At 60.5% G+C, this 13,751-nt stretch carries 15 protein-coding genes and 2 pseudogenes; 11 read left to right on the forward strand and 6 right to left on the reverse strand.

Annotated elements, in window-relative coordinates:
• The 7 genes and pseudogenes from ACMGEZ_RS23910 (at position 1) to ACMGEZ_RS23940 (ending at position 5,810) form a co-directional block, all read left to right on the forward strand.
• Complete coding sequence (locus tag ACMGEZ_RS23910; protein ID WP_436824770.1) at positions 1 to 987, forward strand: NAD(P)H-dependent flavin oxidoreductase; 987 nt, start codon at positions 1 to 3, stop codon at positions 985 to 987.
• Positions 984 to 1,415, forward strand: a complete 432-nt coding sequence (locus ACMGEZ_RS23915; RefSeq protein WP_436824771.1) for a Zn-ribbon domain-containing OB-fold protein — start codon at positions 984 to 986, stop codon at positions 1,413 to 1,415. The genes ACMGEZ_RS23910 and ACMGEZ_RS23915 overlap by 4 nt, the downstream gene beginning before the upstream one ends.
• Positions 1,415 to 2,563, forward strand: a complete 1,149-nt coding sequence (locus tag ACMGEZ_RS23920) for a thiolase family protein (RefSeq protein WP_436824772.1) — start codon at positions 1,415 to 1,417, stop codon at positions 2,561 to 2,563. Before ACMGEZ_RS23915 ends, ACMGEZ_RS23920 begins: the two co-directional genes overlap by 1 nt.
• A gap of 38 nt (positions 2,564 to 2,601) precedes the next feature.
• Complete coding sequence (locus tag ACMGEZ_RS23925; RefSeq protein ID WP_436824773.1) at positions 2,602 to 3,579, forward strand: tripartite tricarboxylate transporter substrate binding protein; 978 nt, start codon at positions 2,602 to 2,604, stop codon at positions 3,577 to 3,579.
• Positions 3,580 to 3,847: 268 nt separating this feature from the next.
• On the forward strand, positions 3,848 to 4,171 hold the full coding sequence (locus ACMGEZ_RS23930) for a 2Fe-2S iron-sulfur cluster-binding protein (RefSeq protein ID WP_436824774.1): 324 nt from the start codon (positions 3,848 to 3,850) through the stop codon (positions 4,169 to 4,171).
• A 199-nt stretch (positions 4,172 to 4,370) separates the two neighbouring features.
• The gene (locus ACMGEZ_RS23935; protein ID WP_436824775.1) at positions 4,371 to 4,832 is read left to right on the forward strand and encodes an HtaA domain-containing protein; all 462 of its coding nucleotides are present in this window, start codon (positions 4,371 to 4,373) and stop codon (positions 4,830 to 4,832) included.
• Positions 4,833 to 4,988: 156 nt separating this feature from the next.
• Positions 4,989 to 5,810 (forward strand): annotated as a pseudogene (locus ACMGEZ_RS23940) (transposase family protein).
• A 29-nt stretch (positions 5,811 to 5,839) separates the two neighbouring features.
• Here ACMGEZ_RS23940 and ACMGEZ_RS23945 read toward each other — a convergent pair.
• Complete coding sequence (locus ACMGEZ_RS23945) at positions 5,840 to 7,129, reverse strand: cytochrome P450 (protein ID WP_436824776.1); 1,290 nt, start codon at positions 7,127 to 7,129, stop codon at positions 5,840 to 5,842.
• Between the two features lie 50 nt (positions 7,130 to 7,179).
• Positions 7,180 to 8,217: a hypothetical protein gene (locus ACMGEZ_RS23950; protein WP_436824777.1), complete on the reverse strand. Its 1,038-nt coding sequence runs from the start codon at positions 8,215 to 8,217 to the stop codon at positions 7,180 to 7,182.
• Positions 8,218 to 8,380: 163 nt separating this feature from the next.
• Here ACMGEZ_RS23950 and ACMGEZ_RS23955 point away from each other — a divergent pair, with 163 nt between their 5' ends.
• Genes ACMGEZ_RS23955 through ACMGEZ_RS23965 form a run of 3 tightly spaced genes read left to right on the forward strand, consistent with a single transcriptional unit; the run spans position 8,381 to position 10,505 of the window.
• Positions 8,381 to 9,640: an alpha/beta fold hydrolase gene (locus ACMGEZ_RS23955; RefSeq protein WP_436824778.1), complete on the forward strand. Its 1,260-nt coding sequence runs from the start codon at positions 8,381 to 8,383 to the stop codon at positions 9,638 to 9,640.
• Positions 9,637 to 9,936 (forward strand): hypothetical protein, encoded by a 300-nt coding sequence (locus ACMGEZ_RS23960; protein WP_436824779.1) that lies wholly within the window; start codon positions 9,637 to 9,639, stop codon positions 9,934 to 9,936. Before ACMGEZ_RS23955 ends, ACMGEZ_RS23960 begins: the two co-directional genes overlap by 4 nt.
• Positions 9,937 to 9,971: 35 nt before the next feature.
• Positions 9,972 to 10,505: an SDR family oxidoreductase gene (locus ACMGEZ_RS23965; RefSeq protein ID WP_436824780.1), complete on the forward strand. Its 534-nt coding sequence runs from the start codon at positions 9,972 to 9,974 to the stop codon at positions 10,503 to 10,505.
• 8 nt (positions 10,506 to 10,513) lie between these two features.
• Here ACMGEZ_RS23965 and ACMGEZ_RS23970 read toward each other — a convergent pair.
• The 4 genes and pseudogenes from ACMGEZ_RS23970 to ACMGEZ_RS23985 form a co-directional block, all read right to left on the reverse strand.
• Positions 10,514 to 10,615: pseudogene (locus tag ACMGEZ_RS23970) on the reverse strand (IS3 family transposase); the annotation flags it as partial.
• Positions 10,616 to 10,734: 119 nt separating this feature from the next.
• Positions 10,735 to 10,908, reverse strand: a complete 174-nt coding sequence (locus ACMGEZ_RS23975; protein ID WP_436824781.1) for a hypothetical protein — start codon at positions 10,906 to 10,908, stop codon at positions 10,735 to 10,737.
• Between the two features lie 343 nt (positions 10,909 to 11,251).
• Positions 11,252 to 11,848, reverse strand: a complete 597-nt coding sequence (locus tag ACMGEZ_RS23980) for a TetR/AcrR family transcriptional regulator (protein ID WP_436824782.1) — start codon at positions 11,846 to 11,848, stop codon at positions 11,252 to 11,254.
• A gap of 279 nt (positions 11,849 to 12,127) precedes the next feature.
• A complete protein-coding gene (locus tag ACMGEZ_RS23985; protein WP_436824783.1) occupies positions 12,128 to 12,691 on the reverse strand; it encodes an H-NS family nucleoid-associated regulatory protein in 564 nt (187 codons plus the stop codon).
• A gap of 10 nt (positions 12,692 to 12,701) precedes the next feature.
• Here ACMGEZ_RS23985 and ACMGEZ_RS23990 point away from each other — a divergent pair, with 10 nt between their 5' ends.
• Complete coding sequence (locus ACMGEZ_RS23990) at positions 12,702 to 12,974, forward strand: zinc-binding dehydrogenase (protein WP_436824784.1); 273 nt, start codon at positions 12,702 to 12,704, stop codon at positions 12,972 to 12,974.
• The last annotated feature ends 777 nt before the right edge of the window (positions 12,975 to 13,751 follow it).

Raw genomic sequence — 13,751 nt, forward strand, 5'->3', positions numbered from 1 at the left:
ATGGGGCTGCCATCTCGCATCCGGGACCGGCTGCGTCTGCCGTTGATTGCGGCACCGATGCTGCGTGTTTCGGGCCCACGCCTTGTAACGCAGGCATGTCGACAGGGAGTGATCGGTGCGTTTCCGACCGCCAATGCGGGCGAGGAACTTGAATCGTGGCTGGAGGAAATCACTTCCGATCTCGCACAGGTCTCGACAGCAGCCCCGTGGTGCCCGAACCTGATCATGAGCCGAAGCAAGACGCTCGATCGCGATGTGGAGATACTTGCCCGCTACGGTGTGGAGATGGTGATCACCAGCGTTGGTTCGCCGGCACCCGTGATCGCGCCCTTGCACGCTGCAGGTTGCCTGGTACTCGCCGATGTCGCCACCCTGCGCCACGCCCACCGCGCAGTCGAGGCGGGCGCAGACGGTCTGATTCTGCTCAGCGCCGGCGCCGGTGGCCAGACCGGCTGGCTGAACGGTCTTGCCTTCGTGCGTGCGGTACGTTCGTTCTTCGCGGGTCCCATCGTGCTGGCAGGGGGAGTTTCCGACGGGCAGTCCCTGCTTGCCGCGCAGGTTCTCGGTTGCGACCTTGCTTACATGGGAACGAAGTTCATCGCGACCGACGAGAGCCTGGCCGCTGCCGAGTACAAGCAGATGCTGTTGCGCTCGGAGGCCGACGACGTGGTGCTCACCCGCGCGTTCACCGGCCTCCAAACCAACATGTTGCGCCCTTCCATCGTTCGTGCCGGTCTGGACCCGGACAGGCTGGACGAGACGACTTCGGCAGAGAGAGCGCGAGCGGAGTTCGGCGCAGCCGGAACGGGTGAAAAGCCAACCCGGTGGAAGGACATCTGGAGCGCCGGCCACTCGGTGAGCGGCGTGCGCAGGCTCGCCAGCGTAGCCGACACGATTAGCGAGATCGAACAAGGGTTTCGCGACGCGGTGCAGAGCTTCACCCGGCAATTCGCGCCCATTGAACATGGAACAGGAGTATGCGAATGAGTACGCTACGACGCCCCGCGCTCTATACCGAAGCGGGCACACCGGCCTTGCCTACTGCACCTGCTTTGAGGGCTGTCCGCTCCAAAGCCGGCCATATCACTTTTCCGCCACAACGCTTCGGCTGCCAGGTGTCCGGGCAGCACGGTGAGGAATTGACGGAGGTGCTGCTGACCGGCCGAGGTCGTCTTCAGGCATTCGCCACGGTTCATCGGCATGCCAAGCCGTTCCCGAAAACGCCCTTCACCGTTGTCGAAGTGTTGATGGAAGACGGCCCCGTTGTCCGCGGCTTGCTGAGCGCCGCGGAATGCAGCCCCCTCACGCCGGGCGCCACCATGGTGACGGTGCTCGAAGAGGCCATGGACGCGGACGGCAATTCAGTGCGTGACCTTCGCTTTAAGGCCGATGACAATGAAAAAGGAATTTCCTAATGAGCAGGAAGTCACTCGCGCAAATGCGCCCGGTGTATGTCATCGGCGTCGGCTGGCATCGCTATCAGGCCCCTTCAGAAACGCCGTACGTCCAGCTAGGCCTCACCGCGGTGAGGCAGGCGCTCGCGGACGCCGGTGTTCCATGGGACGCCGTGGAAACCAGCTATGTGGCGACGGCAAGGCTGGGAATGGCGAGCGGCCGCCCCATGCTCAGCCATCTCGGTCGCAACGAAAACCCGATCGTCCACATCGAAAATGCGTCGGCTTCGGGGTCAGCAGCCTTCCGGCACGCCTGCATCGAAGTGGCGTCTGGCATGAGCGACGTCGGCCTGGTCGTTGGCGTGGACAAGGTCTTTCCCAGGGAGATCGCATTCAGCCAGACCGGCGTGGAGCAGCTTGCGGCGGAGGAAATCGTTCCTTTCACCCGCTTCGCTTTGCTGGCCAGCGCCTATGCCTCGCGCCACGGGATCAGCTTGGAGGACATCGCGCAAGTCGCAGTCAAGAATCACCGCAACGGCTCCCTCAATTTGAATGCCCATCGGCAAGCGGTCCGCAGCCTTGAGGAGGTCCTGATGCGTCCGATCTCAGGCTCGCTCACCTCGCTCCAGTGCTGCCCCGTCGATGAGGGCGCTGCAGCGGTGATCGTCGCTTCGGAGGATGCGATTCGGCGCCTAGGCGTGAACACCAGCCGCGCTGTTCGCGTTGCAGCATCGGCGGGGATCACGCAGGTCGTGTACGAGCCGGGTCGCGATCACGACATCGAACTCACGGGCCGCGTCACCGCCATGGCCTACGAGCAATGCGGCGTTCGGCCTGACGAACTGGACGTGGTCGAACTGCACGACGCGTTCACCGTCGAGGAACTCCAGTACGTGGAAGCCATGGGCATCTGTCCCACCGGCCAGGCCTCGCGTTGGCTCAACGAGGGCCGATTCAACATTGGTGGTCAAGTGGCGGTAAGCCCATCAGGCGGCTTGATTGCCATGGGACATCCCGTGGGCCCGACCGGAGTTGGGCAGATTGGTGAGCTCACGTTGCAGCTTCGTGGCGAAGCCGGCGCACGCCAGCATCGAAAGTCAAGAACAGGTTTGGCGCACATGGTGGGCCTCGGCGCGGTCGCATACGTGCACATCCTGCGCCGTGATTGAACACAGAACTTCCCACATAACCTTCCACACGAGACACCATGAAATCCAATCACATACTCCGCATGTTTACTGCCGTCCTGCTGGTGGTCGGAACGGCCGCCGCGGTCGCGCAGGTCCCAGCCCAGGCGCAAGGCTTTCCTTCCAAGGTAATCCGCGTCGTGGTACCTCTGGGCGGGGGCAGTGGCTTCGATACCGGAGTTCGGCGCTTTGCAGAGCAGTTCTCGAAGATTGTCGGGCAGCCCGTTATCGTGGAAAACAAGCCAGGCGGGGGAACTTCAATCGGGGTCGGCGAAGCGCTGAGGGCTCCTGCGGATGGGTACACCGTGCTGGCGCTGACTGGAGCAACCGTGACCATCAACCCCGCATTGGGTGAGAACATGACGTACGACCTGAACGACATTCGGCCGCTGGCCGGCGGCATGCGTACTTCGTCAGTGATCGTAGTTGGGCCCCAATCACCTTACAAGACGTTGCAGGAGCTTCTGGCTGCTGCCAAAAAAAACCCAGGCACGGTCTCGATTGCTGCCTACGGCCAAGCGTACAAGCTTGGAATCTTGAACCTTGAAAAACATGCCGGTGTTCGTCTGCTGCAGGTGCCGTACAAGAGCCCTGCGGAAGCGACGCAGAACACCGTCGGGGGCCAGGTGGATGCATCGTTCCTCGAATCCAGTGCAGCTGTGCAGCTCATCAAGGCGGGACAACTGCGGGCGCTTGCACAGACCGGTACGGACAGGCATCCTTTCCTTCCTAGCGTCCCGACGGTGGCGGAGAGTGGTCTGCCGGACTACTCCCTCTATATTTGGTCGGGGTTTGCGGTCAGTGCCAAGACGCCCGAACCAATCGCCAAACAGCTCGAGTCCGCAATGTTAAAGACCTATGCGAGCGAGGCTATCCGCGACTATGCCTCCACGACGGGAGCAGAGCTGCACCAGTGGCCGGAGAAGAATCTCAAGGCCATGATCGCCAAGGAACTGCAAAACAACAAGAATGCTGTCGCTTACGCCAACAAGCGCTAGCTGCCTGCAAGGCAGGCTGCTATCGATGAAAGAGTCGGAGTGGGCAGCCGATGCCTGTGATGTAGCAAAGCAGACAGGGGTTTGCGCGGTTTGCGCCTTCGAGCGGCCCTTTGGTAACGCCACGGCGTGAAGATCCATCGCCGCGGCCGAACCAATCCGCAGACCAACCGGTATCGCAACTAGGCTATGAAGCACCGTCGCCGTACGCGACATCCGATTCTCGGAGTACTCCAGCCCTGACTACAACTAACGTCACAAGCTAAGTTCCATGACATCTGTAAAGTTTATTGAACCCGATGGCAATGAAGAGACCATCAATGCCGCTGACGGAATGTCGGTCATGAGCGCCGCGACCGCTTCTGGGGTGCGGGGCATCATCGGAGAGTGCGGCGGGAATCTTTCGTGTGCCTCGTGTCATGTCTTTGTGCATAAGGAGTGGTTCCACAGGCTCGATCCGATCGGAGATTTGGAAGACGAGATGCTCAACGCTACGTCCGAGGACCGTACCGATTGCAGTCGCCTGTCATGTCAAATCGTGGTGAAGCCTTCGTTAGAAGGTATGACCGTCACTGTGCCGCCGAGTCAGCAGTGACCAGCGAAAAAAATGGCGCTCAGCTGGCCGGGCGGGCCTTACGAGAAGCCGCGACCCGGCCTGCCGGTGATCATTCATCTATGCTTACCTCGGAGCGAAGCCGAAATTTGCGATTTGCGTATGACCTGAAGCCCATCCCGCTGCCCAGCACTCGCGCGTCGAACCCCCCAGCTGCTATATCCGGCGGGCCGTCGCAGTCATGATGGCTGAGGATGCGGTCGGCCTTGAATGGGGCTTCAAAGAGAGCTTCCGTGACTACCTGGCACGCATGCGCGGTACGGTTGAAGTGATCGAACCCGCGGAAACCGTCGGCAATTCGTTCTTCTTTCCCTTTGCCGGCCGCTCCAAGATGGGATCGGCCCTCGTGCTTCGGTTTGGGGGCGAGGTCGGGTTCACTGGACATGGTGGGTTGCTGCGTCTCCGACTCGCGCATCCCATGCTTGTCTTCGACCAGAGATCGGTCTGCTTTGCCGTGACGCACCCGCAGAACGATGGCGGTCTTGTCGTTATCGCACATCTGGTGCCAGGAGTGGCCGCTGGGCCCATCCCGGCCACACTTTCGCAGGCTGGGTCCGACCTTCTCATGGGCACATACCCGGAAGGGACGGAGCTGGATCCAATCCTCTTGCGTCTCCCCAACCTATCTAAGGACAAGCGCTAGATGTGAAGGTTCAATGGGCTCTTGCGGGTGTTCACCCGGAGAGGTTTTGAGAGACAGGAGAACGCCCAACCCCAAGTGAACTCAACCTGCCTAACCGATGAACACCCATAGGAATCCCGATTGAGGTACCTTGGTTGCCTGTAAGAGGTTCAAGACATCCTCGAAGGCGGCCTGTCTGCGTCGGAGGCTGCTGCCAAGCAGGGGTCGGTGCCGTGACTGCACGCAAGTGGCTTGGCCGGTACCCTGCTGACCAGCAGCCGGTTTGTTGGACAAGTCCTCCCGCAAGTCGCCCCATGTGGCCCTCGCCATCGTGGAGCTGCGCCGCAAGCTGTCCTTGCAAGCGCGCATTGCGTGGTACATGGGCGTGTCCAAGCCGACGGTCAGTCAGGTGCTGCGCCGAGCGGGCCTGTCTCGCCTGGGCGATCTCGGCCCTGCTGAGCCGGGGCTGCTGTGCGAGCGCGAACACCGGGGTGAGGGTCTGTACATCGACATCAGGAAGCTCGGTCGATTGGACGAGTCCGGCCACCGCGGCACTGGTGACCGTAGCCAGTGCGCCAGCGACATCGGATGGGACTACGTCTTCGTTGCCGTGGATGACCACGGCAGAGTGGCCTTCACGAAGGTTTATCCGGACAAGACGCGGCACAGCGCCGCGGCCTTCTTGCCAGGCCGCTGTGCTCACTTCGACAGCTGGGGAGTGTCGGTCCAGCGCGTACTTACGGACAACGGCATGTCGTTCCACTCCACCCTGTTCTCCGAAGCTTGCCTGGAACGGCAATGCCGGGCGCTTCATCCAGTCGGCACTACGCGAATGGGCTTACGGCCGTCGGTACGAAAGCTCAGAGCAGTGGCAGCAGGCCCTGCCCGTCTGGGCGCACTTCCACAAATGGCAACTGCCCACACCTAGGCATCAACCCGATGTCACCCGCGTCTCGGCTTTCCAGTCCTCGAAAGAACCTCTTGACACTTCACAGCTAGGCCGATGCGGGAGCCTGTGCGATCAGCGCTCAGGAGATGGAAACGCGCTCGCGTGGGGTGAAGGTCGCCCGAACGCTCTCGAAGCCATTGAACGCCTTGTCAGCGTAGGGGACGATGTCTGCTTGGGCGATGTGAAAGTCCGGAATGCGCTTGAGGATCTCTTCGATCATTATTCGTAACTCCATCCGTGCCAGCGGAGCACCGAGGCAACGGTGCGGGCCGGCGCCGAAGGCGAGGTGGTCTTTGGCATTGGGGCGGTCGAAATTGATAGTGTTGGGATCTTCGAACTTGCGCGGGTCGCGGTTGCCGGCCGCGTAGCCCAACATAGCCATTTCGCCGGCCTTGAGTTCCTGTCCGCCGAGCTCGATATCCTTCATGACGGTACGCGAGGTTCCGAAGAACGGACTGTTGTATCGGAGGATCTCGTCAATCGCATTCGGAATCAACATCGGGTTGTCGATTAGTCGCTGCCGGTCGCTCGGGTTCCCGCTGAGGTAGATCATCATATGGGCCAGCGTAGCGGTGGTGGTGTCGGTCGCGGCGAATGTGAGCCCGTTCAGAATCGTTGCGGCTTCTGCCTCGTTCACTGGAGTGCCTTGGATCGAACCGGCAAGCAGGGCGCTCGCGACATCGCCCTTCGGGTTCTTCGCACGCTCGGAGACCAAAGCAACGATCTTCTGTCGGGTTGCGAGGACGCGACGCCGGCTCTCCTCGGATCCGCCTCGCGCCCCAGTTTCTTGAACCACGAGTGCGAAATCGAGCCAGTCCGCCTTGTCGAAACCAACGATGCCGATCGTGATCATGGTCGTGATCCGAAGAGCGAAGTCCATGATGAGTTCGACGGACCCGGTCTCGATTACCGCATCCAGAGCTTCCGAGACCAGACGCCGGACCTCCTCTTCGTGGCCACGGACGGCCTTGGGCGTAAAGAACGGCACCTCGAGCCGGCGGATATCGGTATGCATCGGCGGGTCGCACTCACTCGGCACAAAGCGGATCCCGGCTCCAGTCCTACTGAATGGGATGTTTACACCGCCGCGGGTAAACGGCAGCGGCCTAGGAAGGTTCTCGAGGTCACGCGGGACGAATGGGTCACCAATGATCCCGTCATGAGCGGATGAGAAAACGTCCCAGTTGCCTGCGGCTGCGTTGATCTCTTCAAAGCCCGCAAGCACCCAAAACCCGTCCCACGCTGGCGTATAGGCCACCTGGAAATCGGCGGCCATCTCGTTCAGCTCATCCGAATAGTTCGACGCGAACTCCGCGCTGTGGTGGTCGAACTGACGTTCAACCCGATGGCTCTTTGTTGCCGTTGGCATCGCTTCACTCCTTCTTCCATGTAGTGGGTGCGCTCAGCGCCCCGGTTTCGTTACTTCTGCTGGAGAACGCACAGGATCATTGTGAGTTCCATGATGTGCTCACCCGTTTTCCAGAGTTTGTCGCTATCGGTTGGCTCAACCGCCTTCCCGAACGATGAAGGGGCCCAAGAACCATCGGGGTTCTGACATTCCAAAAACCATTGGCCCATCCGTATTGCGTGGACAGTAAGGTCCGATGCTGGGTCCACAGGTATTCCATTCGCTACACCCCACGCGAACTTGCAGATCTGCACCGATCGCGGATCGTTGTATTGCTCCTGGGTACCATCGATGTTCAGTTGCAGATACTGGCGGCCTAGCGAGATTGCTGCGCTATTACCAGTCAACGATCCGTAGTCGTAGAGGAACGCAGCGGCAATGGCCGGGTTGTAGTACGCCTGCAGCGGAGCGGAGAGGTCGACCTTGTACTTGAACTGAGAGGAGAAGCCTTCGTCTGACGGCTTGACCAGCTGCCCGTCGTCATCGATGAACGGGTACAGGATGGCCGGTAAGTCAGGTTGGGCGGCCCACAGACGAACCAACCAGCCGTAGATGGGGTCCGCGATATCCCGCCGATTGGCAACAATGGCGGCCAGCCCGAGCTGAGCGGTCTTGAGAACATCCTGCTCGGTGTTTATTCGCTCTCGCTGGTCATAAACACCGCCCGTCACAGGGCTCTGGAAGGTCGCACATCGATCGAGCAGGCGATTCGCCAGCGCATAACGACCTAGCCGCCAAGCACCAATCGCAAGTGCGGAGAGCTCATAGACCGGGCTTGCGCCGGGGCTGATCTCCAGCGGGCCTCGCCTTAGGTCGCACTCCTCGTTGAAGGCATTGCGCTCGGCCCAAGCAAGCACCGAGGCGGCCGCGACTGAGTCTCCCGCAAGGCTCAGAGCCCAAGGAAGCCGCCACCAGCGATTCGCGAAATCTGCACCAGTGGGCTTGCCGTCAGCCGCTACATGGGAGCGCAGCCATTCGAGGGCGGCGCTACGGCTCTTCTCGAAGGCTACCAGCTGCGTGCTGCTGACTACGCCGGGCTGATCGGCCATTCTTGATTCTCCTGCAATCGATACCCCGCTCGTCACACCTGTTCGCGTGGAACTCACATCTTCCTACATTGTGGCGCTAGGTGTCAATATGGCATACACTGACAGAAGTCGCGGCATGGTTGTCCGCAGGCGTATCCATGCTTCAGACGTGAGGCTTCAAAGAATGAAACTTGATGAAGTAGCGCTTTTTTCCCGGGCTTCCAAAGACCCCGAATTTCTGTGGAAGCTCCGGGGCTTTGATGGCACGGTCCGCATCGGACTGGGCGAACAAGTAATCGACCTGATCATTGATGGGGGCCGTCCGTCCGCGCTTGGGACGGGAGAGGGCGAAGCCAAGGTGACGCTCGCCGAATCTGCCGAATTCTGGGCGAACGCTCTGCTCGCGAAGCCAAAGCACGGTTATGACAAGTTCTTCTTCAACCTTAAGGGCGATTGGATTGAAGACGTGGCACCTTACGTGGGGGCGTGGATGCGCCTCTTCCATATCGTGCGCGAGACGGCGAACGGCTGTTCCCTTGAGGTTCCGGGGATCCGGGACCCTTTCGTCGACTCCGATGACCCGGTTGGCAGATACGTGCGCTATGCCGTGGACGGGACGGAATACCGGGTCTACTACGAGACGGCAGGGACCGGCCCGGTTCCGGTTCTTCTACTGCACACTGCCGGAGCTGACGGACGTCAGTGGCGACACCTGCTTGCCGATCCAGAACTGCAGAAACGGTTTACCCTCATTGCCATTGATTTACCGTACCACGGCAAATCAATGCCCCCCACGACAGTGCGCTGGTGGGAGGGCAAGATGGTCTTCACCAAGAAGATGCTAGAGGACTGGGTCGTCGGGTTTATCGACGCAATTTCGCTCGACCGGCCGATCTTCGTTGGCTGCTCGGTCGGCGGGCAACTCGCGTCTGATCTCTGCGCCGACTACCCCGACAAAATCCGCGGCGCGGTTGGCATCAATGGGATGTACCACATGGACAGCTTCAACGGTTTTGACAATGACATGTTCCGGGATCCTCGCGTGCCGACGGAGCTGTACGCAACGATGATCTTCGGGGCGACCTCGCTGTTTGCACCGGAGCCGTTCCGCCGCGAGTTGTATTGGATCTACAAGGCCAACTTCCCGGGCGTCTACGCCGCCGACAACGAGTACTTCATGCACGAACACGACCTCCGCAAGAACGGGCACCTCATCGACACGACCAGAACCCCATTGACGATCCTGAACGGTGAATACGACCTGAGCCAACGTGCTCCGGATGCCGGCGGTCAAATGATCGCCGACATGATCCCCGGCGTGAAGTACCACACCATGATCGGTCAGAGCCACTTCGCCCCGGCCGACGACCCGATTGGATTCAGACAGTGGCTGCTCCCTGCGCTGGACGAAGTCGCCGCAGCCAGTACGCCGACAAAGCAATGACCGCTGCCGGGAACGGGCACTATGTCGCCGACCATTCCCTACCGTCTCACGGGGCCCACCCAGCCAGCCGCAACAAGGATGCGAGCGATGGTCAAGCTCTACCCGATAACTGCGGCTGGCTTAACGCACCGAGCGGCTTCTTCCTGGCTGGCAAGACCGCTCGCGTGCGGGTACCGGTCCCGGCTTATCTGATCGATCACCCGCGAGGCAAGGCGCTGTTCGACACGGGCTTGAACCTGCGCTTCGAGCAGCGGGTGGATGCCAGCAACACGGGTTTGGATTTGTCATCGAGCTGAGCGCCCCGGAAGAAATCAGCGCACGGCTTCAAGCGATGAACGTCGACCCAGCCGAGATCATGGCGCTGTCGGACAACGCCCGCATCGACTTGGCGTCCAGCGGCGTCGGCGTCTCCATCCTGTGCCCGGCGCTAGTCCGCACCAGCCTGTTAAACAGCATGGCGCACCGGCCGGATCGGCTTGGCGGTGCCCGTGAGATGAAGCCGAAAACGGCCGAGGGCGATGCGTATATGGCGACCGGCCACGATCCCGAGACGACGGTCCGCATCGGGCTCGACGGTGTCGACTGGCCGTTCGTCATCGTGCCGCATGAAGTGCGCGGTTTTGCCGAAGCCCGCATGCAGCGAATTAGCGATGCCATCATCGAATCCGAACAACGCGACGCTCCTGATGTCCATTCAACACACTGGGCTCGGCCAAAGCGGCCTTCAAAACACCCGCGTGTGGCTGGGCTGCAGCCTACCGCGCGCCCATGCCGACTTGGCACAGGGCGCTTGAATCCCTCGAAAGCCTTGTATCGCTTGGGGCGGCCCAATGATTTCAGCTGCATCTCGATCATCAGCTTTTGAACGGTCTTGTGGCTCACGACCAGACCGCAGCGTCTGAGCTCAGCTGTGATCCGTCGATAGCCATACCTTCCTCGGTGCTGGTCGAAGGTGTCGCGGATCCGCGCTTTCAGTTCGAGGTGCTTGTCGCTGACCTGGAGGGCTTTGTGTTAATAGTAGAAGCTGCTGCGTGCTAGGCCAGCGATGCGCAGCAAGCCCACCAGAGGAAAGTAGTGCCTCAGCTCGAGCACGATCAGCGTCCTTCCACGGGAGCTGAGCGCGTCTTGGCTCGAGCCAAGGCTTGCGCTTTTTTTAGGTAGGCGTTCTCCATGCGAAGCTGCTGAAGATCGCGCAGCAGCTCCTCGGGGCTGCGTTGATCGGCCGGCAGCATCTCTTCTTCCCCGCGCTGGCGCGGCTTCTTGGTCATTTTCCTCTGCTCGCCTTTCCAACCTGGGTACAAAGCCGCTACGCCATGGGCCGCGTATAAGCCGCTCCATTCTTGGTTCAGCCGTCTACGCCCACGCCCTGTGGCTCGGCAGTGGCGCGCAAGCCCCCGATCCCCTTGCTTTAGGCCCTGACGGCCTCGACCTTCTGCTTGTCGGTGTACCTGGTCATCCGAAACTCTTGGTTCGTCCAGGTTTCGGGGGTCAGTTCAATCCAGGTGGACACGAGGCTCCTGTACCCTTATGGGGCGCCTCACGATCGTTGGACTGGACGGTCACGCTGCTAACTTCGAGGGCAGGTCGGCACCGCAGAGCCATCATGGCGACTTACTGCGAAGGAATTGGGCCAAACTGGATAAGAAAGTAGCGATCCAGGTGAGTAGCCAGCTTCGCCCCGGGAGTAACGGCGCGGCGTCGCCATCCGGCACGAAGTCCCGCCATCGTGAAGGCAGCATAGAAGCCAGGGCGATCATCTTGCGTGATGTCGACGTTCATCCTTATGCCAATCGCGATTGCCAGATCGCGCTCCCACAACTCCCAGTGCTCTAGTATCCCGCAACGCAGGCTCGGAGATTCTTCGGAGAGGCGCCCGATTAACCTGAACGCCTTCTTCTGGTCACCTGTCAATGATGTGAATGGATCGAGGCAGCGGCGGAGTGCTTCCATCATCGGTTCAGAAGCTGGGCGTTCGAGCAACCGTAGCCGAACGACCGGGCCGAGGTCGTCCAGCCAGCTCAAAGCAAGCTCTTCCTTCGAGCTGAAATATCGGTAAAAGGTGCGCGGCGAGATGCCGGCCAGCGAAGCGATATCGTCCACTGTCGCCGCTTCGAATCCGAGGCTTTCGAACAACTCTCGTCCCGCCTCAGAGATCTGTTTAGAGACAGCTCGCTTGCCTATCGCTCGTGCACCCTCGTTCAATACCACAGATCCGATACCCCCATTTACTACTGACGCTTACTGTAGCAGCAACCAATTCCACCTTCACAGATGATCGGAGTTCCGCGGATTTCCACCTTGCTATTCCGGCACGGTGAAGTGATCGCTGTACAACTCGGCATCGACATCGCGATTCTCAGTTCCCCCACCTGTGCTGATTTCGATGCCGCAGCGAACGCATCGCCTCGACCCTAGCCGGGAGCGGTGGTGGAACAGCGGTTCCGCGCCGCGGCCGCGGTCGGTCCGCGTTTAACACCGACGCATGTATCAACGGCGGTGAATAGCCATCGAGCTGCCATTAAATCCGCCGGGCCAAATGACTGCAACCGCTGCACTGCAGGCATCCGGCGCCCTGGGCGAGCCGAATGTAGGCAGCCATCTCCTCAAGGGTTTTCCCGCGTCCAGCGCTTCCTTCAACCAGCGTGGTCGCGGGCCCATGCCTGACCAAGTATGGCCAGCCTGATCGCGGTAGACGACCTTCGCCTTCCGTTTATTCGACGCCTTGAGTTTCGTGCTGTTCGCTTTCAAGGACGCAGCGCCAGTCGCGAACTCTTCGAGCGTCCTGCCGGCAGCGAGTGCATCACGCAGCCAGTACGGGCGCTTTCCCATGCCTGACCACGAGTTGCCCTGACCATCGCTGTACTTTGCCGAACGGTTGGCAGCCGCCGTTCCCGCTTTCGTACTTGTCTTTGCACCCTTGGCAGTTGCGCCGAAGCCCAGTTGCTCGGCGGTGAGGCCATAGTGCGTGATAGCCACCTTGATACGTGCTATTACGCCATCAACTTCTCGCGCTCGAAGCTTCTCGGCCCGGCGCTGAAGGGTCTCGATCACAGGCCATGTCGTGAGCGCGCTGGGTTGGGGCACCCACGCACTGGCACCGCTGTCTTTTCGCGGCGCCACCTATTCCGGTGTTTTCACGCTGATGCCGATGCTGAGCGGCAAAGGCCGCTCCAATCACGGGAAGATCTTGACGCAGATTGCCGAGTGGGTCGAAGCAGGCCAGGTCCGGCCTCTCCTGGATACCCAGAGGTTCACGCTCACTCAGGTTGAACATGCGCATGCTCGCGCGACCGGAGGTCGGGCAGCCGGCAAGATTGTTGTTGACGTCGGTTAATGTAGAAAGTGCGGGCGTGACGGGCCTGGTCACTCAAGGGCAAATGCAATGCCACGCCTATACGGGTGACCTGTCGCACTCGTGATCCGGTGTGTCCGGATTTTTGTATGAGTCTCACTTCAGAAGGAGAAGGCGTCGGCCTTTGGACCGTTGCTGGCAAAGCGCTGCTGACCAAAAGATTTGAAGCCTCGTAGGCCTCACTCAGGAAGCGCGGGTGAGGTCGAAAGTCTGGTTGTAGCCGCGTCCTGCCACACGCAGGACAAGGCCCGCCGCCCCAACCCGCACTACTACAGCGGACGGAAAATCCTGCTACGAAGCGGCCGTTGAATCCTCGCGACGCCCGTGCGCCGGCGGAACTGTGAAAAAGTGAAGGGTGCAACTTTGAAAACGGCGCTCGTAAGCTGTTGATTTTCCTGGGTTGGAAAGTGCGACAACCTTGGAGGAACTCACTGAGTGAGCTCGTTCATAGTTAGACCAAGATTCCATCAAGATTAAGGTCTAACTTTGACGGCGGCCCGCGCAAGTGGTTGATTCAAATGAGAAAACGGTCGCCGTGAGTTGCTCGAGCCCATGTTTGGCGTTCCCTCAAGTAGGGTGGGGCAGGGCGGGCCGTCACCATCGAAAGGGGTAGGCCGGTCGCCACTCTGGAAACCGGTCTTGACGGGTGCGCTGACCGCTCGACGGCAATAAAGTTATCCAGCTAGGGAGATGCTGATCAATAGGTCGCGGCGGGCACGGCGCATGCATGCGTGAAGACACCGCAAATCACAGCACCAC

The organism is Variovorax stachyos, assembly GCF_051400855.1.
GTDB lineage: Bacteria > Pseudomonadota > Gammaproteobacteria > Burkholderiales > Burkholderiaceae_C > Variovorax.

What these genes read in the sequence shown, in the direction of transcription:
- ACMGEZ_RS23950 (WP_436824777.1), bottom strand. Translation starts at nt 8,217, where the DNA reads ATGGCCGATCAGCCCGGCGTAGTCAGCAGCACGCAGCTGGTAGCCTTC.
- ACMGEZ_RS23960 (WP_436824779.1), top strand. Translation starts at nt 9,637, where the DNA reads ATGACCGCTGCCGGGAACGGGCACTATGTCGCCGACCATTCCCTACCG.
- ACMGEZ_RS23915 (WP_436824771.1), top strand. Translation starts at nt 984, where the DNA reads ATGAGTACGCTACGACGCCCCGCGCTCTATACCGAAGCGGGCACACCG.
- ACMGEZ_RS23965 (WP_436824780.1), top strand. Translation starts at nt 9,972, where the DNA reads ATGAACGTCGACCCAGCCGAGATCATGGCGCTGTCGGACAACGCCCGC.
- ACMGEZ_RS23925 (WP_436824773.1), top strand. Translation starts at nt 2,602, where the DNA reads ATGAAATCCAATCACATACTCCGCATGTTTACTGCCGTCCTGCTGGTG.
- ACMGEZ_RS23975 (WP_436824781.1), bottom strand. Translation starts at nt 10,908, where the DNA reads ATGACCAAGAAGCCGCGCCAGCGCGGGGAAGAAGAGATGCTGCCGGCC.
- ACMGEZ_RS23955 (WP_436824778.1), top strand. Translation starts at nt 8,381, where the DNA reads ATGAAACTTGATGAAGTAGCGCTTTTTTCCCGGGCTTCCAAAGACCCC.
- ACMGEZ_RS23930 (WP_436824774.1), top strand. Translation starts at nt 3,848, where the DNA reads ATGACATCTGTAAAGTTTATTGAACCCGATGGCAATGAAGAGACCATC.
- ACMGEZ_RS23920 (WP_436824772.1), top strand. Translation starts at nt 1,415, where the DNA reads ATGAGCAGGAAGTCACTCGCGCAAATGCGCCCGGTGTATGTCATCGGC.
- ACMGEZ_RS23910 (WP_436824770.1), top strand. Translation starts at nt 1, where the DNA reads ATGGGGCTGCCATCTCGCATCCGGGACCGGCTGCGTCTGCCGTTGATT.
- ACMGEZ_RS23935 (WP_436824775.1), top strand. Translation starts at nt 4,371, where the DNA reads ATGATGGCTGAGGATGCGGTCGGCCTTGAATGGGGCTTCAAAGAGAGC.
- ACMGEZ_RS23945 (WP_436824776.1), bottom strand. Translation starts at nt 7,129, where the DNA reads ATGCCAACGGCAACAAAGAGCCATCGGGTTGAACGTCAGTTCGACCAC.